At 67.7% G+C, this 21,049-nt stretch carries 18 protein-coding genes and 2 pseudogenes; 6 read left to right on the forward strand and 14 right to left on the reverse strand.

Annotated elements, in window-relative coordinates; translation table 11 throughout:
- The 5 genes from AB8998_RS16015 to AB8998_RS16035 form a co-directional block, all read right to left on the reverse strand.
- The gene (locus AB8998_RS16015; RefSeq protein WP_369738772.1) at nt 1-1,527 is read right to left on the reverse strand and encodes a PPE family protein; all 1,527 of its coding nucleotides are present in this window, start codon (nt 1,525-1,527) and stop codon (nt 1-3) included.
- A gap of 212 nt (nt 1,528-1,739) precedes the next feature.
- Complete coding sequence (locus AB8998_RS16020) at nt 1,740-2,468, reverse strand: cobalt-precorrin-6A reductase (RefSeq protein ID WP_369741606.1); 729 nt, start codon at nt 2,466-2,468, stop codon at nt 1,740-1,742.
- A complete protein-coding gene (cobM, locus tag AB8998_RS16025; protein ID WP_369741607.1) occupies nt 2,465-3,220 on the reverse strand; it encodes a precorrin-4 C(11)-methyltransferase in 756 nt (251 codons plus the stop codon). The genes AB8998_RS16020 and cobM overlap by 4 nt, the downstream gene beginning before the upstream one ends.
- Complete coding sequence (cbiE, locus tag AB8998_RS16030) at nt 3,217-4,389, reverse strand: precorrin-6y C5,15-methyltransferase (decarboxylating) subunit CbiE (RefSeq protein WP_369738773.1); 1,173 nt, start codon at nt 4,387-4,389, stop codon at nt 3,217-3,219. Before cbiE ends, cobM begins: the two co-directional genes overlap by 4 nt.
- A gap of 31 nt (nt 4,390-4,420) precedes the next feature.
- On the reverse strand, nt 4,421-5,170 hold the full coding sequence (locus AB8998_RS16035; protein WP_369738774.1) for a decaprenylphospho-beta-D-erythro-pentofuranosid-2-ulose 2-reductase: 750 nt from the start codon (nt 5,168-5,170) through the stop codon (nt 4,421-4,423).
- Between the two features lie 35 nt (nt 5,171-5,205).
- Here AB8998_RS16035 and AB8998_RS16040 point away from each other — a divergent pair, with 35 nt between their 5' ends.
- Both AB8998_RS16040 and AB8998_RS16050 read left to right on the forward strand, forming a co-directional pair.
- Nucleotides 5,206-5,619 (forward strand): F420-dependent biliverdin reductase, encoded by a 414-nt coding sequence (locus AB8998_RS16040; protein WP_369738775.1) that lies wholly within the window; start codon nt 5,206-5,208, stop codon nt 5,617-5,619.
- Between the two features lie 943 nt (nt 5,620-6,562).
- Nucleotides 6,563-7,615 (forward strand): ISAs1 family transposase, encoded by a 1,053-nt coding sequence (locus AB8998_RS16050; RefSeq protein ID WP_369738777.1) that lies wholly within the window; start codon nt 6,563-6,565, stop codon nt 7,613-7,615.
- A 14-nt stretch (nt 7,616-7,629) separates the two neighbouring features.
- Here the strand turns inward: AB8998_RS16050 and AB8998_RS16055 are convergent, their stop codons facing one another.
- From AB8998_RS16055 to AB8998_RS16065, 3 genes are all read right to left on the reverse strand, one after another.
- The gene (locus AB8998_RS16055; protein WP_369738778.1) at nt 7,630-8,703 is read right to left on the reverse strand and encodes a transposase; all 1,074 of its coding nucleotides are present in this window, start codon (nt 8,701-8,703) and stop codon (nt 7,630-7,632) included.
- Nucleotides 8,704-9,048 carry a helix-turn-helix domain-containing protein gene (locus AB8998_RS16060; RefSeq protein WP_369738708.1) on the reverse strand — a complete coding sequence of 115 codons (345 nt, stop codon included), beginning with the start codon at nt 9,046-9,048 and terminating at the stop codon, nt 8,704-8,706.
- 342 nt (nt 9,049-9,390) lie between these two features.
- Nucleotides 9,391-9,591, reverse strand: a complete 201-nt coding sequence (locus tag AB8998_RS16065; RefSeq protein WP_369738779.1) for a hypothetical protein — start codon at nt 9,589-9,591, stop codon at nt 9,391-9,393.
- A gap of 499 nt (nt 9,592-10,090) precedes the next feature.
- Between AB8998_RS16065 and AB8998_RS16070 the strand changes: the two are divergent.
- Nucleotides 10,091-11,107: pseudogene (locus AB8998_RS16070) on the forward strand (IS256 family transposase); the annotation flags it as partial.
- Nucleotides 11,108-11,284: 177 nt separating this feature from the next.
- On the opposite strand, the gene AB8998_RS16075 reads toward AB8998_RS16070, so the two are convergent.
- Nucleotides 11,285-11,698, reverse strand: a complete 414-nt coding sequence (locus tag AB8998_RS16075) for a transposase (protein ID WP_369738780.1) — start codon at nt 11,696-11,698, stop codon at nt 11,285-11,287.
- A gap of 139 nt (nt 11,699-11,837) precedes the next feature.
- On the opposite strand from AB8998_RS16075, the gene AB8998_RS16080 reads away from it, so the two are divergent.
- Complete coding sequence (locus AB8998_RS16080) at nt 11,838-13,073, forward strand: IS256 family transposase (protein WP_369741377.1); 1,236 nt, start codon at nt 11,838-11,840, stop codon at nt 13,071-13,073.
- A gap of 30 nt (nt 13,074-13,103) precedes the next feature.
- Here AB8998_RS16080 and AB8998_RS16085 read toward each other — a convergent pair whose 3' ends face one another.
- A complete protein-coding gene (locus tag AB8998_RS16085; RefSeq protein ID WP_369738781.1) occupies nt 13,104-14,111 on the reverse strand; it encodes a transposase in 1,008 nt (335 codons plus the stop codon).
- A gap of 117 nt (nt 14,112-14,228) precedes the next feature.
- On the opposite strand from AB8998_RS16085, the pseudogene AB8998_RS16090 reads away from it, so the two are divergent.
- Nucleotides 14,229-14,453 (forward strand): annotated as a pseudogene (locus AB8998_RS16090) (transposase); the annotation flags it as partial.
- A 19-nt stretch (nt 14,454-14,472) separates the two neighbouring features.
- On the opposite strand, the gene AB8998_RS16095 reads toward AB8998_RS16090, so the two are convergent.
- The 3 genes from AB8998_RS16095 to AB8998_RS16105 form a co-directional block, all read right to left on the reverse strand.
- Complete coding sequence (locus AB8998_RS16095; protein ID WP_369738782.1) at nt 14,473-15,657, reverse strand: hypothetical protein; 1,185 nt, start codon at nt 15,655-15,657, stop codon at nt 14,473-14,475.
- An 89-nt stretch (nt 15,658-15,746) separates the two neighbouring features.
- Entirely contained in the window at nt 15,747-18,041 is a 2,295-nt protein-coding gene (locus AB8998_RS16100; RefSeq protein ID WP_369738783.1) for an alpha/beta hydrolase-fold protein, read from the reverse strand.
- The gene (locus tag AB8998_RS16105) at nt 18,041-19,171 is read right to left on the reverse strand and encodes a M24 family metallopeptidase (protein ID WP_369738784.1); all 1,131 of its coding nucleotides are present in this window, start codon (nt 19,169-19,171) and stop codon (nt 18,041-18,043) included. Before AB8998_RS16105 ends, AB8998_RS16100 begins: the two co-directional genes overlap by 1 nt.
- Nucleotides 19,172-19,230: 59 nt before the next feature.
- Between AB8998_RS16105 and AB8998_RS16110 the strand changes: the two genes are divergently transcribed.
- Complete coding sequence (locus AB8998_RS16110; protein WP_369738785.1) at nt 19,231-20,199, forward strand: 5'-3' exonuclease; 969 nt, start codon at nt 19,231-19,233, stop codon at nt 20,197-20,199.
- Between the two features lie 6 nt (nt 20,200-20,205).
- Here AB8998_RS16110 and AB8998_RS16115 read toward each other — a convergent pair whose 3' ends face one another.
- Nucleotides 20,206-20,997, reverse strand: coding sequence for a DUF4333 domain-containing protein (locus tag AB8998_RS16115; protein WP_369738786.1), 792 nt, complete (start codon nt 20,995-20,997; stop codon nt 20,206-20,208).
- Between the last annotated feature and the right edge of the window lie 52 nt (nt 20,998-21,049).

Below are 21,049 nucleotides of genomic sequence, written 5' to 3' on the forward strand. Positions count from 1 at the left end.
TCAGCAGGCCGGATTCGGCAGATGCCCACCCCAGCTGCCGGGCAGCATCGGCACGACCGGGCCCTCGGTCATGCCGTCGCCGGACAGTGTCATCAATCCGGCAGCCGGCGGGACATCGGATTCCGCTGCGGCCCCGGCAGATCCGAGCGGCCCCGCACCCGGCCCGGACGCCGTGGCCGGTACCGACGGTGCGGAGTCGCTCGCCTCCATGAACTCGTAGCGGTGCGCGTGATCCTCGACGGACGCCGCGAGACCGCGGCGCGCCCGCGCCCGCCCGTTGACCACGGCCGAGGACGCGGGGGCGGCCGCGACGTCCGGCGCCGACTCGGCGACCCCACGACGCGCTCGGCCGCCGGCGGCGGCACGCGCCGACAGCCTCCCCGACAGGCCCACGGCGTACACGGCGTCAGGCATGACCGCGCCGGGCCCGTCGGGGGCCGTTGGACCGAACCCCGTCCCCGGCCCGCCATCGACCGGTGCCCCGACGGGCGTCGCCGCCGTGCCAGGCATGCCCGGGCTCGGAGCCGCCGCCGCTCCGCCGGGCCCGGCGGCGAGACCGCCCGGCAGCGCGGCAGCCGCTGCCCCCGCCGCCGGCGCGGCCAGGGGAATCGACAGCGGAAGCGCGATGCCTGCCGCGGCCGCGGCGGCGGCCGCCACGGCAGCACCCTCCGCAGCCGAAACGACGGCGGCCAGCGCCGGAGCCAGCGATACGGCCAGTTGGATCGCCTGCTGGCCCAAGGGCCAGAAGATCATCAACGTGTGGAACATCGCCCAGCCCAGCGCGCCGGCCAGGGTCGGGGTCATGCCGGGGAGCTGCAGCAGCGCGGAGCTGAGCCCGTTGACGAAGGGCGCCGCGGGTATGGGCCAGCCGCCCGGGTTCAGCTCCTTGGAGACCGGCCAGGCGAATTTCGAGGTGTACTGCTTGATCGCGGCTGCCAGCTGGTCCTGCCAGGACTGGGCGGCAGCGGCGCTCGGTGCGGCCGCCGTGGCCGTGGCGACGATCTGCGGCGCGGGCGCGGTCGCGGGCACCGCGGCCAGCGCCGCTTCGGCGACCAGCTGGTAGGTCGCCATCGTCTCGGCGGCTTGCAGCCACATGCGTGTGTAGTCGGCCTCGTTGACGGCGAGCGGAATCGCGTTGATGCCGAAGAAGTTCGTGGCCAGCAACGCCGCGTGGGCCGCGTGGTTTGCTGCGAGTTCGGCTGGCGTGGGCATGGCGGCGAGCGCGACGCCGTAGGCGTTGGCGGCCGTCTTGTGCAGTGCGGCCGCGGCTTCGCTCTTGGCCGCGCTCTCGAGCAGCCAGTCCAGGTACGGAACGTGGGCTGCCAGATACCGTTCCGCGCCGGGGCCGTCCCACGCGTGTCGCACCGCACCGAGAAGCGCGCCGAGTTCATCGGCGGCCGCGGCATATTCGGTGCTCATCGACGACCATGCCCCCGCCGCGGATTGCAACGGCCCAGCGCCCGGGCCGCTGTTTAGCAAGGCCGAGTGCACCTCCGGGGGCAGGGCCAGCCAGACGGGGGCGATCATCGGGGCCGGACTTCGGAACCGAACAGCGACACGGGGACCCCTTGTTTGCCGGCGATGCTTGTCTTCACTGGTCGGTTGGCCGGCGACTTTGGTTCCCGTCGGTTCTCCGAGGTCGCACGACCGTGGCTGGGCCGCGATCGGCGTCGGCCTGCGCCAGGTGGCGTTCGCGGCCGGGCAGATCAGCGGCATCGAAAGCGGCGCTTGGCCGGCGATCAGCCGAGCCCGGTCACCCATTCAGCGGCCTCATCGATGGTTCCGACGGCGCGCACGCCCGCCGGCAGCGCCGGCCGCGCCACCATCACGACAGCGACATCCAGCGCGGCGGCGGCATCCAGCTTCGCCCGGGTCATGTCCCCGCCGCTGTTCTTCGTCACCAACGCGTCGATGCGGTGATCGCGCAACAGGGCGAGCTCGTCGTCATAGCGATACGGACCGCGGGAAAGGACCAGGCGATGACGGCGCGGCAGCACGGCCCCGTCCGGGGTGGTCACCGCGCGGATCAGAAACCACGCGTCGCTGCCGGCGAATGCCCCGACGCCCGACCTGCCCGTGGTGAGAAAGACCCGCGAATAGCTCTGCGCGGCGACGACTTCGGCCGCTTCGGTGTCGGACGCGACGACGATGGCCGCACCCGGGTCCCAGGCGGGGCGGGCCAACACCAGGTGTGGCACGCCTACTTGGCGGCACACCTGGGCGGCGTGGGCGGTCATCGTAGCCGCGAACGGGTGGGTGGCGTCGACGACGGCGTCGATGCCCTCGTCGTGCAGCCAGCGCCGCAGCCCGTCGACGCCGCCGAATCCGCCGATGCGCACCGGCCCGACCGGCAGGGCCGGGTCGGGCACACGACCGGCCAGCGAGCTAACGATGTCGACCCGTGGATGCAGGGCCCGGGCCAGTGCCCGCGCCTCGGCGGTGCCGCCGAGCAGCAATACCCGCATCAGTGCCTGGTTCCCCGGGTCCGCCCGCTCGAGTACAGGTAGCTGTCGGTGAACCCCTGCGCGGCCAGCACGTCACCGACGACGATGACGGCGGTCCGGGTGACACCGGCGTCGTGCATCTGCCCGGCGATGTCGGCGAGCGTGCCGCGCAGCACGCTCTCCTTCGGCCAGCTTGCGAAAGCCACCACCGCAGCCGGCGTTTCGGGGCGGTAGCCGCCCGCGAGCAGCTGCGGGACGATGGCATCGATCTGGGCGGCGGCCAGGTGCAGGACCAGGGTGGCGCCGGACCGGGCGAGCGCGGTCAGGTCCTCCCCGGGCGGCATGGGGGTCGACAGCGTGGCGACCCGGGTCAGCGTCACGGTCTGCGCCACCCCGGGAACGGTCAGCTCTCGCTTCAGCACGGCAGCGGCCGCGGCGAAAGCCGGAACGCCGGGCACGATCTCGTAGCCGATGCCCACGGCGTCGAGCCGACGGCACTGCTCGGCCACGGCGCTGTAGAGCGACGGATCGCCGGAGTGCAGCCGCGCCACGTCGTGACCGGCGGCGTCCGCGTCGGCCAGCTCCGCGACGATCTGTTCGAGCGTGAGCGGTCCGGTGTCAACGACTTTCGCATCGGGGGGGCACAGCGCCAACAGGTCGTCGGGCATGATCGATCCGGCGTAGAGGCATGTCCCGCATCGCTGCAGGATTCGCTGCCCGCGCACGGTGATCAGGTCCGCGGCGCCGGGACCCGCGCCGATGAAGTAGACCGTCACCGCGTCACCGACCATTGGGTGACCGGGTACTGCGGGCGCCAGCCGGTGAACTCGCCCAGCGGCTCGCCCTGGTAGTGCTGGAAACGTCGCAGCAGTCCACCGAATCGCGAATGCGCGTGGATCAGCGCGGCTTCCGATTCGGCGGTGACCACGTTGGCGACCAAGCGCCCGCCCCGGGGCAAGTTGTCGAAGCATGCGTCGAGCAGACCCGGTTGGGTCAGCCCGCCGCCGACGAAGATCGCCGACGGGGTTTCGGCCCCGTCGAACGCCCGTGGCGCGTCGCCGCGCACGTCGATGGTCACGCCCGAGGCGACGGCGTTGAATTTGACGTTCTCGCGGCGTTTCCCGTCGCGCTCGAACGCGACCGCGCTGCAGCCCGGCCAGCTGCGGCACCACTCGACACCGATGCTGCCCGATCCCGCGCCGACGTCCCACAACCGCTCCCCCGGCCGCGGCGCCAGCGCCGCCAGGGTCACCGCACGCATCGCGTGTTTGGTGATCTGGCCGTCATGCACGAACGCGTCGTCGGGCAGCGGCGAGATGCGTTCGTCGGGCAGGTAGTGGATGGCGATCACGTGGAGATCGTCGATATCCGGCGGGGCGTTGTGGGCCCACTGCCCCGCGGTGCCGTCGCGGCGGCGTTCGCCCGGGCCGCCGAGTTGTTCGAGGGTGGTCATCGAGGAATCGCCGCGGCCGTGGGCGTGCAGCAGTCCCGCCAGCGTTGCGGGCGTGGTGTGGTCGCGCGAGAGCACGATCGCCCGGCCGCCGCGGCGCACCGCGGTGTCGGGCCGCGCGGTGACCAGGCTGATCACCTCGGTGTCGTGGACGTTCCAGCCCATCCGGGCGCAGGCGAGCGCGACCGACGAGACGTGCGGCAGGACGGTGACTTCGCCTGCTCCGAACATGCGGACGAGGGTGCCGCCGACGCCGTGCATCAGCGGGTCGCCGCTGGCCACGACGTGGACGTCGAGGCCGGCCTCGACGGGCAGCTGCCGCAGGGCGGGCAGCATCGGCGACGGCCACTCCCGACGCTCGGCGGTGACGGTGGCGTCGAGCAGGGCGAGTTGCCTCTTTGCGCCGTAAATTACGGTGGCTCTTGCCAATTCGGAGCGTGACACCGACGACAGGCCCGCCATGCCGTCGGCGCCGATGCCGACCACGACGATCATAAGCGCCGCTCAGCATATTCGGCGGTGCGGATCATCGGGGCATCCTGCGCCACACGAACTGCGGCAACAACCGCATCGCGAAGAACACCGGCCGCAGCGCCCACGGGATCCACACGGTGCGCCGCCCCTTTGCCAGCGCGCGCGCGGTGGCCTCGGCCACCTGCTGCGGGGTGCTGGACAGCGGCGCTGGCGACATGCCCTGCGTCATGCGCCCGATCACGAACCCCGGGCGGACGATCAGCAGGCTGACGCCGCTGCCGTGCAGCGCGTCGGACAGGCCGCTGGCGAAGCCGTCCAGACCCGCCTTGGCCGAGCCGTACACGTAGTTGGCGCGGCGCACCCGGATCCCGGCCACCGAGGAGAACACAACCAGCGCGCCCTTGCCGGCTTGACGCATCGCCGTCGCCAAGTGGGTCAGCATGCTGACCTGCGCGACGTAGTCGGTGTGCACGACGGCGGTGGCGTGGGCGGCGTCGACTTCGGCGCGGGCCTGGTCGCCCAGGATGCCGAAGGCCAGCACGGCGGTCGCGATGGGGCCGTGCTCGTCGACGACCGCAGCGACGAACGGGCCGTGCGAGGCCAGGTCGTCGGCGTCGAACTCTTCGGTGTGCACCGCAGCCGCGCCGGCGGCTTTCAGCGTGGTGACCTGCTCGTCGAGCCGGTCGGCGTGGCGGGCGGCGAGCACCACCGTCGCGCCGGGAGCCAGGCGGCGGGCGAGTTCGACGCCGATCTCGCTACGGCCGCCCAGGATCAGTATCGGGCCTGCGCCCGTGTCATCCACGGCTGCGATTATCACCTGCGCTAGCGTGGGCGGTGATGGCGAACACCACGACCCGGCTCACCGACGACGCGCTGGCATTTCTGTCGGAACGTCATCTGGCCATGCTGACCACGCTGCGCAACGACGGTTCACCGCACGTCGTGGCGGTGGGATTCACCTTCGATCCCAAGACTCACATCGCACGGGTCATCACCTCCGGCGGGTCGCAGAAGGCGGTCAACGCCGACCGCGCCGGCGTCGCCGTGCTCAGCCAGGTCGACGGTGCGCGATGGCTGTCGCTGGAAGGCCGGTCCAAGGTCAACAGCGACGCCGACGCCGTGCGCGACGCCGAGCTGCGCTACGCCCAGCGCTACCGCACCCCCAAGCCCAACCCGCGACGGGTCGTCATCGAGGTGCAGGTGGAGCGGGTGCTGGGGTCCTCGACGCTGCTCGACCGGGGCGAGGGATAGTCTGGCCTGCTCGGGCCGAGTTGCCCGAGGCAAAGCCGTCGGCGCCCCGACTCCTCGCGTTTAGCGATCTCCCCTCCGAGGGTCATACTCGGTACCCGAAATGTCATCCCAAAACTTTGGCGAGATCTCTGTTGGCCGATCTTCGTCGGCAACGGCGTCTACTTTCTCCTGAAACTCATCAAAAAGTTGTCGTGCGCGCGCCAGCTTTTCCGCAGACGGCGGAGTAGCGCCTGCCTCTTCCCGGGCCATAAAGACCTTCCCCGCGATCTCCCTCACCTTAGACCTCCCGTGGTGTCATTTCGTTCATGGTTATTCTAGTCTTCCATCAATTCGATGATAGTTCGGCCAGTTAGGGGATCCACCCTATTATCGATCACCAAGAATCTGGTGTGCGAACGAAATAGCACTTCCTGTTCCGCCGGGAACACTGAAACTGCAGAAACGCCGCGACCGGCAAAGATACGATTCTGAACTCGACATTCCCTGCAAATGCTGGCGACTGAGCCACGACTGGATCCTTTGTCGTGCTCATGAATCCTTTTTCGATGATGTATTCGCCTGGTCGATATTCAGCAAGAACTTCGGGAGAGATTAGTACCACGGACCACTGGCCCCTCATATGCGGGGAGCTTTCCCAATGCATTATTTAGCGCTTCAATGCGAGCGGATTGAGACGCGTCCAAAGCATCGCTCCTCAACGCCTCGTTCATGTCTATGTAGCCTGAGCCAGTGTAGTCGGCAAATGCCGAAAGATCATCCGAGGTCAACTCGTCAATAGCCAGCGATGGGACGCCGCCTTCAGTCGCACCGCCATGGTTTCCGTGCCCGTCGCCGGGCCTCTGAGGCAGGGTGCCGGAAAAGTTGATGCGTAGTGCTGTGACCTTGGCTGTTATCGCCGCGTGACCGGCGTGGCGTATGTGGCGGGTGTGACCAACGGGTTTGGATGCAGGTTGCGAATCCATCCATCCGAACCCGAGGTCACACCCGCGTGCCATCTTCTCCTACGCCGCCTGCCGATGCGAATCCGACGCGCCACGAACGACTGCTGAGTGTCCTCAACACGGTGCCCGACCCACGTGACCGACGCGGGGTGCGTTACTCGTTGGTCGGGGTGCTCGCACTGGCGGTCACAGCTACCTTGGCCGGGTGCCGCTCGTTCGCGGCGATCGGTCAGTGGGCCGCAGAGACCGCAATTGACAATCTGGCCTCGTTCGGACTCACCAGCGGTAGCGTTCCGGACGAATCGACGTTGAGAAAGTTGTTCGCCCGCATCGATGCCGACGCCCTCGACCGGGCGTTGGGCACATGGATGTGGACGCGAACCTTCACCGTCGAGCAACGCCGGGTGATCGCGTTGGACGGCAAGACCCTGCGAGGTGCGCGCACCCGCCCCGACGGTAAGGCGCCGCAGCTGGTCGCCGCGTTCGACCATGGTGCCGGTGCGGTGCTCGGGCAGGTGGCCATCGACGCAAAGAGCAACGAAATACCTGCTGTGCGAACACTGTTGGGACAGTTCGATCTGGAAGGGGCGGTGGTGACCCTTGATGCGATGCACACCCAGACCGACACTGCCACCGCGATCACCGGGGCGGGTGGGGACTACGTGTTCACGGTCAAGGCGAACATGCCCACCCTGCACCAGACGCTCAAGAAGCTGCCGTGGAAGGACATGCCCGCGCACACCGCCACGACTGTTGAGCGTGGCCGGCGGGTCACCCGAACGATCAAGGTCGCCGACGCTCCCGACTGGATCGACTTTCCCGACGCAGCCCAAGTCGCCCAACTGCGCCGCACCGTCACCGACAAAGCAACCAAAACCGTCGAGGTCGTCTACCTGATCACCTCAGCAAACCACACGGCGGCGCCGCCGCAGCGACTCGCCGCCTGGGTACAGGGCCACTGGAGCATAGAAAATCGCCTTCACTGGGTCCGAGACGTCACTTTCGCCGAGGACGGATCACAGGTACGTAGTGAGGTGTTTCTGACTTTGCGATAGACATTCGCGTTTGATCAGACAACATCGTCGGGATCCTGTATGGGTTGAGTGTGCCTTTGCTGGCGGTGCCAGGCAAGTCGGCGGTTGCGGGCGGATTCGAGCCCGGCTTGGCGTGCTTTGCGGATGGCCTCCCCTCGTCCTTCGTGTTCGTCGTTGGGCGTGACATAGCCGATGCCGGCGTGCAACCGGACTCCGTTCCAGAATTGGCGGGTGACGGCAAGTTCGGCGCGCAGGGTGGCGGGGTCCTCGATCGCGAGCAGGTGCGGGAACTCGGCCTTGAGGTGCCCGTTGAAACTCTCGATCCAGGCTTGATCGGTCGGCGTTCCGGGGCGTCCGAAGTGCTGGGCGATCGCAGACATGGCCATGAACTCCCGCGTCGAGCCCGACGTCATCTGGGGACCGTTATCGGACACCGCGAGCAGGATCGGCCGGGCCTGGTCGTCGATGCCGATATCGACCAGGCCGTCGGCGCGTCGCTCAACGGCCTGCAGGAGTCCCTCGATGTCGAGCGCGTCGGTGAACCCGATCTCGACCTGGGTGGAGGTTTCCTCAGCGGAGACGACCTCGGTGATCCACTTGCGCGAGACCAAATCCTGAATGATCAACACTGCCATCCCCGCCCTGGTGAAGTGCGTCGTATCGTAAATCCAGATCGAGTTCGGCTTGTAGTCCACCCAATCCGGGAAGGGCTTGCGTTGAGAACGTCCAGGCTTGGGAAGTGGTCGAAAGTGCTTGTCCGCCAAGAACAGGACCCGACGAACACTCGACGGTGACACCCATACCCGGCCCAGATAAGAGCCGCGGTGAGCAAGCTTGCGGTGCGAGCGGTCGGTCTCGCCCCACTGGTCGAACAACGCCAAGATCTCGCTGACTTCTTCGTCGAGCAGCCCATGCATGGGCGACCCACCAGGGATCTTGTCGACCAGCTGGCCGATCGCTCGGCGAGCGATCCAGCGATGTGCCCGCAGCTCGCCGAGCTCCAACGCATGGCATGCCTGGCGCAGTGTCCAACCTTCATCGACCGCCTGGTCGAGCAAGCCCAACAGCGCCGTCTTGGGCCACGTCGACACGGTGTGGGACTCGGCCACTTAGCCCCAGCGCCCTTTTCCCTCGACCAACGTCAGCCGCACGGCCATCTCCTTGAGTGCCTCGGACAGCCGCGCGTTCTCGGCCTTGGCGGCATCGAGTTCGTAGTCGCGTTGGCGGGCCGCCGCGCCTGGCTTGGCTGCCGCCAGCGTGGCCAGCGCACCTTCCTTGGCGATCGTGCGGATGCGCATGATCGTCGTGCGATCCACCTGATGGTTGGCGGCGGCCTCGGCGATCGTCACCTCCTGGCGTACCAGCTGCAGCCATATCTCGTACTTCTGCGACGGGCTCAAGAACCGCTTCGGGCGACGGTGCGAGCGGTCGCCACCAGAGTTTGCTTCGGACATGATCAGATCCTCCAAGAGAGCTCGGAGAACCCGTCGGATGTCGTCTGATCGACACACCGATCTCTATCGCGAAGTCAGACGCAAAACAGTACCGGTCAAGCGCCACGCGTGATGGCCACCTGCCGCAACCTCGCCATCGGAATACTCCGCATCACCGGATGGGACAACATCGCCGCCGGCCTCCGCCACCACGCCAGACACCCAGATCACGCCCTCAAATTGATCCTGACCTCATGAGACGTGACTTTTCCGGGACCCTGGCCTCTGAGGTGTTCCATCGTGCAGGTGCGGCTCACGCGAGTAGCCGTCTGACGCACCGCCATCACACCATGTCCACGCAGATCAGGCCGTGCGGCGGTTTTCCTTGGTGCTGACCAGCCGACACGCCGTCGCCTGGCGTCCCTGGCCCACCAACACGCGGAGTTGGCAATTCAGCCGGACGACCGCTGGCAGGAGCGAAATCGGAAGTGCGAGGCGCAGGCGATGCGTCAGCCGGCGCAGGTGGGTGCGCAGCGTCGGATGCTGGCGCGGCGGGCGATCCACCGGGAAATTGCGGCACCTGCTCGGCCGCCGGCACGTCCGCCCAGGACGATTCACGGGCGCCGCCGGCGACGGCCGGCACCGGATCGTGCGGACCTTTGGCCGGCGGAGACGACGACGGTTCGTGCGGTGTATCCGTCGGCGTCGACCCCGGTTCATGCAAGGTCGGGGCTGACGCCGGTTCGCGCAGGCCGTCCGGCGGGGCCGGTGCCGGCTCGTGCGCGCCACCTGCCGGCGCGGGGTCGTCCGGGTGTGGTGCGTGCTTGACGGGGGCCGGGGCCAGCGTGTCGGTCGGCCGTCCGACGGGTTGGGCGCCGCGCGGGGATTCGGGCTTGGCTAGATCTCCGGTGAGGCCGTCGAGGTCTTTGGTCAGCGGGCGTGTCATTCCATCTGTGTAAGTCCGGGGTGGTCCATCATCGGACCGCCGTTGGGCGGACAGAAGGAGTGTTTTGTGACCAAGACCATGCAGATGCCGGCTGAGGAGACGACCGCGGCGCGGCGGCTGGCCGAGATGTTCACCGAAGAGACGCTGGACTCGTTGATTAAGGATGCGGTGAAGACCGGGACCCCGATCGACGGCGCGGACGGTTTGCTGAACCAGCTGACTAAGGCCGTGCTGGAGCGGGCGCTGAATGCGGAGCTAACCCACCATCTGGGCTATGAGGCCGGCGATCCGGCCGGACGCGGATCGGGAAATTCGCGCAACGGCACCACGCCGAAAACGGTGACCACCGTCAACGGCCCGGTGCAGATCGATGCGCCGCGTGATCGCAACGGCTCGTTTGAGCCGGCGATTGTGCCGAAGAAGACCCGCCGGCTCAACAACATCAATTCGGTGGTGTTGTCGCTGTATTCACGGGGAATGACCACCCGCGATATCGAAGCCCACCTGCAGGAGGTCTATGGGGCGTCGGTGTCGCGGGAGTTGATCTCCAATATCACCGAGGTGGTGGTCGATGAGATCAAGGCCTGGCAGGCCCGCCCGCTCGATGAGGTCTACCCGATCCTCTACATCGATGGGCTGCGGCTGCGGATCGGCGACAACGGGGTCATCACCACCAAGGTCGCCTATTTGGCCATTGGCGTGGATCTGGAGGGCCGCAAACACGCCTTGGGCTGCTGGATCCAGGACTCCGAGGGGGCGAAGTTCTGGCAGAAGGTCGTCATCGACCTGCGCAACCGCGGGGTGCGCGACATCCTCATCGCCTGCTGCGACGGGCTGACCGGTCTGCCTGATGCGATCCGCTCGATCTATCCCGATACCGTGGTGCAGACCTGCGTCGTGCACGTCATTAGGAATGCGATGCGCTTCGTGTCTTATAAGGACCGCAAGAAGGTCGCCACCGCGATGCGGGCGATCTACAGTGCGCCGACCGTCGATGGAGCCGAACTCGCACTCAAGGAGTTCGACCAGCAATTCGGCGCCCAATATCCGGGTGCAATTGACGTGTGGCACAACGCCTGGGGGGAATTCGTTCCGTTCCTGGACTATCCGGTGGAGTTGCGCAAGATCGTCTACCTCAGAATTTCACGGTGGCCCGGGTTCTGCTGTGGCGGTCTGCGGGGCGGCAGCTTTGTCGAGGTTTTGAGGCTGGGGGTAGGCGGCGGCGCCGCGTGTCGTGCGGTGACGCCGGGTCCTTTATCCCGGGGGTGGTTACTCCTTTCTTGGGGTCGAGAGGGCATAGGGGCCTGTGGGTCAGGGTATGGCGCGGACCCTGTTGAGGGCGTCGGCGAATTCTTGTGCCCAGGGCCAGGTTTGGGGGATCCGCAGGATCAGGTAGCGGGATCGTTTGATCAGCCGGGCCGCGGCGTGCAGCAGCCGGTAGCGCAGGGTGGCGGGTTCGGCTTTGGCCAGTGGGCCGTCCAGGAGTAGCAGTCGCATCCAGCACAGCAGGTCGATGGCGATCGCGACGGCGGTGACCCAAGCGGTGTTGATGGCGAACGAGTGTGAGGGCCAGCGGGCCAGGCCGGTGTCTTTGCCGGTGCGGATGAAGCCCTCCACCCGGGCGTGGACGCGGTGGCGGGCTTCCAGTCGCTGGGGTTGTCCACCGGCAGTCGAGGTGGCGAGGACCTGGTAGCGGTAGCCGGCCAGCTGCTCGAACAATGACAACTGGGTGCCGTGGGCGTGTCATTCCATCTGTGTAAGTCCGGGGTGGTCCATCATCGGACCGCCGTTGGGCGGACAGAAGGAGTGTTTTGTGACCAAGACCATGCAGATGCCGGCTGAGGAGACGACCGCGGCGCGGCGGCTGGCCGAGATGTTCACCGAAGAGACGCTGGACTCGTTGATTAAGGATGCGGTGAAGACCGGGACCCCGATCGACGGCGCGGACGGTTTGCTGAACCAGCTGACTAAGGCCGTGCTGGAGCGGGCGCTGAATGCGGAGCTAACCCACCATCTGGGTTATGAGGCCGGCGATCCGGCCGGACGCGGATCGGGAAATTCGCGCAACGGCACCACGCCGAAAACGGTGACCACCGTCAACGGCCCGGTGCAGATCGATGCGCCGCGTGATCGCAACGGCTCGTTTGAGCCGGCGATTGTGCCGAAGAAGACCCGCCGGCTCAACAACATCAATTCGGTGGTGTTGTCGCTGTATTCACGGGGAATGACCACCCGCGATATCGAAGCCCACCTGCAGGAGGTCTATGGGGCGTCGGTGTCGCGGGAGTTGATCTCCAATATCACCGAGGTGGTGGTCGATGAGATCAAGGCCTGGCAGGCCCGCCCGCTCGATGAGGTCTACCCGATCCTCTACATCGATGGGCTGCGGCTGCGGATCGGCGACAACGGGGTCATCACCACCAAGGTCGCCTATTTGGCCATTGGCGTGGATCTGGAGGGCCGCAAACACGCCTTGGGCTGCTGGATCCAGGACTCCGAGGGGGCGAAGTTCTGGCAGAAGGTCGTCATCGACCTGCGCAACCGCGGGGTGCGCGACATCCTCATCGCCTGCTGCGACGGGCTGACCGGTCTGCCTGATGCGATCCGCTCGATCTATCCCGATACCGTGGTGCAGACCTGCGTCGTGCACGTCATTAGGAATGCGATGCGCTTCGTGTCTTATAAGGACCGCAAGAAGGTCGCCACCGCGATGCGGGCGATCTACAGTGCGCCGACCGTCGATGGAGCCGAACTCGCACTCAAGGAGTTCGACCAGCAATTCGGCGCCCAATATCCGGGTGCAATTGACGTGTGGCACAACGCCTGGGGGGAATTCGTTCCGTTCCTGGACTATCCGGTGGAGTTGCGCAAGATCGTCTACACCACCAATGCGATCGAGTCGATCAACTTCCAGTTGCGCAAGATCACCAAGAACCGTGGTCATTTCACGGACAAGGACGCCGCGATGAAGTTGCTGTACCTCGGGCTGCGCAACATCTCCAGCGAGAGAGGAGGCTATTCGGGTACTGGAACGCACAACTGGACTGTGGCGCTCAACACACTCGCCAGACTATTCCCTGGGCGAATCCCATTGTGCTAGAATACAACTCGTAGTCAAATCACCTCTGACTTACACAGAAATCGTGACAGGCTCGGTGCCGTGTTCGATTTCTTCGCGCCGCACCAGGATGCGCATGCCGGCCGGCCAGCCGACCAGCCGATCCCCTCCGGTGCTGTGGCGCAGCAGCCCGGTCAACTCGGCGACCTGGGCGTCGTCACGGGCCGCTCCGGTGGCATCCAGTGCGGCTTGCCATCCCGCATCGGGCATCTGGCCGATCGCGACCCGGACCCGCTCATCGAGGTCGAATCCGACCGAGTAGCCCACTGACATCCCCGGCCGGGCATTGAGTTTCTCCAGGTGTTCGACGACGGCGTGGCTTGAACCCGCGCCGTCGATGGTGACCAGCAACTTGCGGCGCCACTTGGCCGGGATCGCCGCGATCGCGGCGTCGATGATCGCGATATGATCGGCCGCGGTGTTCGAGCCGGCGTTGCCTGCACGGGCGATCACCGCCAGCAGTTCGCCGGTGTTGTCACACCACGCCAACAGCGGGTGGAAGCCAAACCCGCCTTTGAAATTGCCTGCGGCGTGCTGCTTATCGCTGTGCGACTGAATCAGCGACGCGTCGATGCGGATCACGATCGTGTCCCCGAGGTCCCCATAGCAGGTCTGCGAAGCCGGGATCGCACCGTGGCGGGCCTCGATCGCCTCCCACACCCGAGAGCGGACCTTGTTGCGCACGGCCGTGACCTCGGTGATGCTCTGCTCGTCGATCTCGCCCAGGGACCGCCACATCGTCGGAACCGACGCCACCGCCTGAAACAACCGGTGCTGATCGCGCAGCACCGCGGTGCCGGCCAGGTTCTGCGCGCCGCCGGCGATCGATACCGCCACATCGCGCAACACCGCGCCTCGGTCGTGGGTGACTTCTGGGCGCGACAGCACCGACGACAAACCGCTGGTCAAACCCAGATTGTCGGCCAGCAACCGGGGTATCACGTTACCGGCGTGCCCGACCACGTCGTCGCCACGGACCTCAACTCGGACATTCTTCGACCAATCCGTAGTAGCCTGCATCTGACAGGTGCACTCCCATCCTGGATAACCGAGCCTCGAATACTCCGATTATCCTTGCGGCAGTGCACCTTTCACGTTAACGACACCCCTGAGCTCCACATTCGATGAAAAATCCAGGTCTACACCACCAATGCGATCGAGTCGATCAACTTCCAGTTGCGCAAGATCACCAAGAACCGTGGTCATTTCACGGACAAGGACGCCGCGATGAAGTTGCTGTACCTCGGGCTGCGCAACATCTCCAGCGAGAGAGGAGGCTATTCGGGTACTGGAACGCACAACTGGACTGTGGCGCTCAACACACTCGCCAGACTATTCCCTGGGCGAATCCCATTGTGCTAGAATACAACTCGTAGTCAAATCACCTCTGACTTACACAGAAATCGTGACAGGCTCTGGTCAGCCCCGCCCCGGCTTTGCCGATATCGCCCAGCGCGCCGCCGGCACCGGCGGCTCCCGCACCACGCCCGGCAACGCCGGCGGCCTGACCACCTTCTTCGGCGGCCCGCCCTGCCGCGGCGGCACCCTTGGCCCCGGCTCCGGCCTCACCGACCCCGGGCACAACCAGCGTCGCGACGTCGAAGAGGTTCTCCCCCAACCCCAATCCCGGGCGATCGGCGCGCCAATCGTCCAGGTGCAGCAGCGATCCGACCATCTGCTTGTCGGCGTCCACGGCATCCTGGGGGTTGAGGACGTGGTTGAGCAGACCCGTTTTGGTCATGGTCTTCCAGGTGGCCGCCGCGCCCTGCGGGTCGAGCACAAACCACCACGGATCCACCCCCTCGATGCCCCTGGCCATCTCGTAGGCGCCCTTGAGGAACCCCTCACCGGTGTTGACCCAGGTGTCAAACGTCGCCGCCACCTGATTGCCGACCTGCTGGCCCAGGAAATGGGTGAACTGGCCGCCCATAAACCGCTCCATCCCCACCACCAGGCCGTCGACGGCCTGCACGCCCCCATCCAGCGACTGCTCCCACGCCGGGGCTTCCCGGCCCAGGCAATGCAGGACGGCGTTGATGTCCGCGGCGATCCTTTCCACCTCGTCGAACGCCTTGCCCTCCAAGACCAACGCGATATCGTGGGCGATATCGCCCAGCGACCCCAACCGGTGCAACAGGTCCCGGATCGCTTTCTGGGCGTAGCTCACCTCCTCGGCGAACCGGTCGAGGGTCGCGGCCAGCTTCCCGCATTGCGCGCCGACGCTGCTCGCATGGTCACCGATCTGCGACAACACCTCACCGATCTGCGCGCCTTCGGGAATCTGCTGGCCACCGACGAGCGCAGTGGACGCGCTCAGCGCACCCGACAGCTCGATCTTGGCCCCGTTGAACCGGCACGCATTCACCACGGCCGCCGCCGCGCTCACCAGCGACTGGCCCGCGCACTGATACCCCAACCCGAGCGCCGTCCCGCCATGATCGTGCCCGGTGTTGGCCGCAAACCCACCCACCAGCACCGTGAGATTCGCAGCCAGCCCATCCCCGGCCGCCACCACGGCGGCGCCCGCAGCAGACAACACCACAGGGTCCACCACCAACGGAGTCACCCGCGGAATTCTCACCTCGCCAGCGATCGGTGCTAATCACCCAAGGGGCCGCGCCGCCAAGCTAGCCCTCACGAACAAAACAGCACAACTCACGCGCTAACAGGCCGGCGCGCCCCCAACGTGATCTGATGCCGCCCAGCCGGCACCGCGACGGGCGATCCCGCAGGCTCGCCATCCAGACGCACCTCGACCCCAACGGGCAACCCGCCGAGCGTGACGCGCGCGGCGGCGTCGGTGGTCACCATGATCGTCGACGCCGGCAGTGCGGCCAGACCGGCACGCGCAACATCCAGCGTGAGGCCGGCGACCCCGGTCAACCGCAGCGTCAGATACGGCATCGGGGCCGGGGGTGCCCCCACCCGCCAGTCCAGCGCGCTGTACACCCCGGGGGTCGGCTCGAAGTTCAGCACCACGCCGCGGTCATAATGCACGGTGTGCGTCGGGTCCGGCCGGGCGTAGGACCGCGCGTCGACTTCCGCGACGGCGCCGCGCCGCTCCGTCACCGCGGGATCGGCCGTCAGGTCCGACAACCACCACACCCGGTGCGGTCCGATACCCAGGTCGGGATGCACCAACTGCGGGTACCACGCGAAGGTGATGTGTCCGGGATCGGCTTGGCGCAGACCGGTTCCCATGTGGGAGATCGGGTCCTCGAACTTGTCCTGCAACACCCAGGCGAGATGGTCCTCGAGCGGGTAGGTCGTGAACCGGTGGCGGTAGCCCAGCCGATCGAGCTCGAGTACCTGCTCGGCGACCGAGGTGAACGGCACCAGCTCGTCGATCAATCCCTGGGCGATGACGTAGGGCAGCCAGCGGGCGTTCACCAGCAGCTTCCACGTGTCGCCTTCGCGCGCGCAGGTCGAGTCCGGGTCGACGTCGGCCGGGATGTCGACGTCGGGAAGCAACCGGACGCCGCACGCCGGTGGTCCCGCGAGCACCACGGCCTGTGCGAACACCTCGGGATAGCTCAGACCTAGCTTGTAGGCCGCGTATCCGCCCATCGAGTAGCCCGAGATCACGGTGCGGTTGGGGTCGGTGCCCAGTTGTTCGGCCACCCGCGCCCACACCTCCCAGACGTCGAGTTCCCCGGTGCCGAAATACCAGGTCGACGGCCCTCGGGCCAGCGGCGTGATCACCACCGAGTCGCGGCCCTCGCATACCTCGTGCAGCAGGCGCGGGTCGATCGCGGCGAACTGGTTCTGCCCGAGCGCCAGCGAGTGCAGCAGCAGCGTCAGCGGCAGCGACTGGCCGGGCTTGAAGCTCGACGGCACGCAGATCGAATAGGGCTGCACGCGCCCCAGGAACTGCGGCTTGAGACTGAAAATGTCGTCGGGAGCCACCCCCTGCCCCAACTCGACGGAGGACACGTACCAACGCGTCGAGGGGCCGGTGACGACCGGCTCGGGATCGGCCCGGCCGGACGCGAGCCGGTCCCACGCCACCGTGACGGCGAACTCCGACACGTCGCCTTTGGTCAGCGCCGCGGCCTGCGCCGCATCGGACCAGAAGTTCAGGTGCGGCGCTTCCTGCGCGTTGGTACGGAAGGCGACGTTGTAGACGTTTGGCTGGCCCGGGAGCGCGCCGTGGTCGGCGGGCACGTCGGCGAACCCGTCCCCGGCCTCGTTGGCCAGGCCCGCGCCCACTCGCACGGTCCAGCTTCCGGCGGGCTCGGCCAGCGACCGCGGCACCCGCGCCAGAAACGACCGCGACTCCATGTCCACGCTGTGCTCGACCGGCGTGCTCACCTGCGAGGACATGTCGATCAGCGCGGCGCCGCGCCCCGAGATGCGCAACGCCAGGTCGACACCCCTCGAGCGCACGCCGGCCCCGGCGGGCCAGGTCGCGGCGGCCGACCCGCCGCGGCCGGTGTCGATGGCGAACAGCGCGATCGGCACCGAGGCGTCCAGCAGCGTGTTCCAGTCGATTCGCCACCAGGTGTCGGTGTCGGTGAGCCCGATGGCGACCCGGAAGATGTCGGCGCCGTTGCGGGCCGCGGGCCCGGCCGGATAGACGTAGGTGCCCCGGGGTGGCGCCTGGATCTTCAGGTCCCCGACGGGCAGGCCCGTCGCACCGTGGTCGTCGTAGATGAAGTCGGTCCAGAACAATGCACCGCCGGCCACCCGGCCCGCGCCGCAGGTGCGGGGGAACTCCTCGCCGAACGGCCAGTCCGACGGCACGGGAAGCGGCGGCTCGGGCCGCAGCGCCGCCGGCGGTACGCCTTCGGGCATGCCGCCGACCACGACCAGCTCGGCAGGCGGAGCCGGTGCGGGCACGAGGGTGTGCACGACGGCGCCGGCGATGTGGCGTGCGACGCGAAGCGGAAGCAGTGTGAGATCCCCCAGGAGTGACACCCCGCCCAACCTACGCGGCCCCGGTGACACCATCACCGAGACACGGGCACCACGATCAACTCGTGCGGCCGGTGATTGACGGCCAGGGCGCCGTCGGCGGTGACGACGACGATGTCCTCGATGCGCGCACCCCACCGGCCGGGGAAGTAGATGCCGGGCTCGATGGAAAAGGCCATCCCCTCCGTCAGCGGCAGGTCGTTGCCGGCGACGATGTAGGGCTCCTCGTGCACCGACAGGCCGATCCCGTGCCCGGTGCGGTGCACGAAATACTCCGCGAGCCCCGCTTCGGCCAGCACCTCGCGGGCCGCGGCGTCGACCTGCTCGGCGCTCACGCCCGGGCGCACCGCGTCCAAGGCCGCACGCTGGGCACGCTCGAGCACCGAATAGCGTTGGGCCACCTCGGGTTCGGGGTCCCCGATGCTGTAGGTGCGGGTGCAGTCGGAGTGATAGCCGGGCTCGTAAACTCCCCCGATGTCGACGACGACGATGTCGCCCACCCGCAGTTCGCGGTCCGAGTAGCCGTGGTGCGGATCGGCGCCGTGCGGTCCCGAGCCGACGATGACGAACGCGACGTCCGAATGCCCTTCGGCGACAATGGCTTCGGAGATGTCGGCGGCCACGTCGGCTTCGGTGCGCCCGGGAACGAGGAACTCCGGCACCCGGGCGTGCACCCGGTCGATGGCCGTACCGGCCTTGCGCAACGCGTCGATCTCGCACGCCTCCTTGACCATCCGCAGCCCGCGCATCACCCCGGTGGCCAGCACCGGCAGCACGCCGAGCGCCCCTGCCAGCGGCAGCAGGTGCAGCGCCGGCATGGAATCGGTGACGGCGGTCGCGACGCGGCCCCCGCCCAAGGCCGTGCCCACCAGCGCGTAAGGGTCATCGCCGTCGACCCAATCGCGCACTGCCAAGCCCAGTTCCGTGATCGCGGACCCCTTCAGGGCGGCCAGTTCGAGGCGCGGCACCACGACCATCGGATCGCCGGCGGCCGGCAACACCAGCGCGGTGAGCCGTTCGAACGTCTGGGCCCGCGATCCGCAGAGGTACCGCAGGTCATAGCCCGGGGTGATCACCAGGGCGTCGAGACCCGCGTCGGCGGTCGCGGCGGCCGCCGCGGCCAGGCGGCGGGCATACACGCTCGCGTCGAATCGGTCTGCGTCCACGGCAGCCAGGCTAGCCCGGTGCGGCACCCACGGCGAGCAGGCGTGAGACCATACCCGGCATGCGATCACCACTGTTGCTGCTCGACGGCGCCAGCATGTGGTTCCGCTCCTACTTCGGCGTGCCCTCCTCGATCACCGCTCCCGACGGCCGGCCGGTCAACGCCGTCCGCGGCTTCATCGACTCCATGGCCGTGGTGATCACCCGGCAGCGCCCCGGCCGGCTGGCGGTGTGCCTGGACCTGGATTGGCGGCCGCAGTTCCGGGTGGACCTGATCCCGTCCTACAAGGCGCACCGGGTGGCTCAGGAAGTCAGCGGGCCGGGATCCGAGGGCCAACCCGACGTCGAGGAGGTTCCCGACGACCTGACGCCGCAGGTCGACATGATCACCGATCTGCTGGACGCGCTCGGGATCCCGATGGCCGGCGCGGCCGGGTTCGAGGCCGACGACGTGCTGGGCACGCTGGCGGCGCGGGAACGCGACGACCCGGTCGTCGTGGTCAGCGGCGACCGCGACCTGCTGCAAGTGGTCGCCGACGACCCGGTGCCGGTGCGGGTGCTCTACCTGGGCCGCGGGCTGACCAACGCGACCCTGTTCGGTCCCGCCGAAGTGGCCGATCACTATGGCGTGCCCGTCGACCGCGCCGGGGCGGCCTATGCCGAGCTGGCATTGTTGCGCGGCGATCCGTCCGACGGTCTGCCCGGCGTGCCGGGCATCGGCGAGAAGACGGCGGCGACGCTGCTGGCACAGCACGGCTCGCTGCAGCAGATCGTCGCCGCCGCCGGCGACCCGAAATCGAAGATGGCCAAGGGACTTCGTACGAAACTGCTGGCCGCCGCCGACTACATCGAGGCCGCCCAACCGGTGGTACGGGTGGCCACCGACGCGCCGGTCACCCTGTCGACTCCGACCGACGCGCTGCCCCTGACGGCCGCCGACCCGCAGCGCACCGCACGGCTGGCCACCGAGCTCGGTGTCGGCTCGTCGATCGCGCGGCTGCAGAAGGCGCTCGACGCGCTGCCCGGTTGACCGCCCCTACTGGGGCCGGCCGACCTCGTACGTGCCCTTGTTGTCCTGGAAGGTCACCGTCACGTGCTTCTGCGCGCCGTCGATGCTCACGCTGCAATCGAAGCTGGCGCCCTTCTTGACGGTCGGGTCGGCGCCGTTGTTGCACTTGACGTCTTTGACGTTGCGGGCGCCGTAGCCGTTGGTCTCATCCGACAGGATCTGCTGGACGCCGGTCTGGGCCTTTTTGATGTCCAGCTTGGTGGTGACGAAAAAGCCCGGCTCCCAGAAGCCGAGCACCAGCACGGCGGCGATGAGCAGGAAGGCGATCACGCCGACCACCCCGGCGATCAGCGTGGTCGAGCGCTTCTTGCCCGGTTGCTCGTAAGGCGGGAACTGCTGCGGGTACTGGCCCGGCTGGCCGTATTGACCGTACTGACCCGGCTGGCCGTACTGGGCGTACTGGCCCGGCTGGGCGTACTGGCCCGGCTGGGCGTACTGGCCCGGCTGGGCGTACTGGCCCGGCTGGGCGTACTGACCGTACTGAGTCGGCTGGCCGTATTGACCGTACTGGGGGGTTTGCCCACCGTACTGCTGCTCGGGCTGCCCATAGCCGGGCTGCTGCGGGTAGGCCTGCTCCCCCTGCTGCTGGTACGGCGAATACCCGGGGGGCGGCGTGTAGGCCGGGGTCTGCCACCCCGCGTCCTGGTTCGGCTGCTGCTGCCAGGGCGATCCTGCCTGGGCCGCTTCCGAGGACTGGTCGCCACTGTGACCGGGCGGTTGCCACTGCTGGTCCGGCTCGGATCCCTGCGGTCCGCTCATCGTTTCTCCTCAGCCCCTTGACGTCTTGGCTTCTCGTTACGGTGTCACCGTA

Source organism: Mycobacterium sp. HUMS_12744610, assembly GCF_041206865.1.
Classification (GTDB): Bacteria; Actinomycetota; Actinomycetes; order Mycobacteriales; family Mycobacteriaceae; genus Mycobacterium; species Mycobacterium servetii.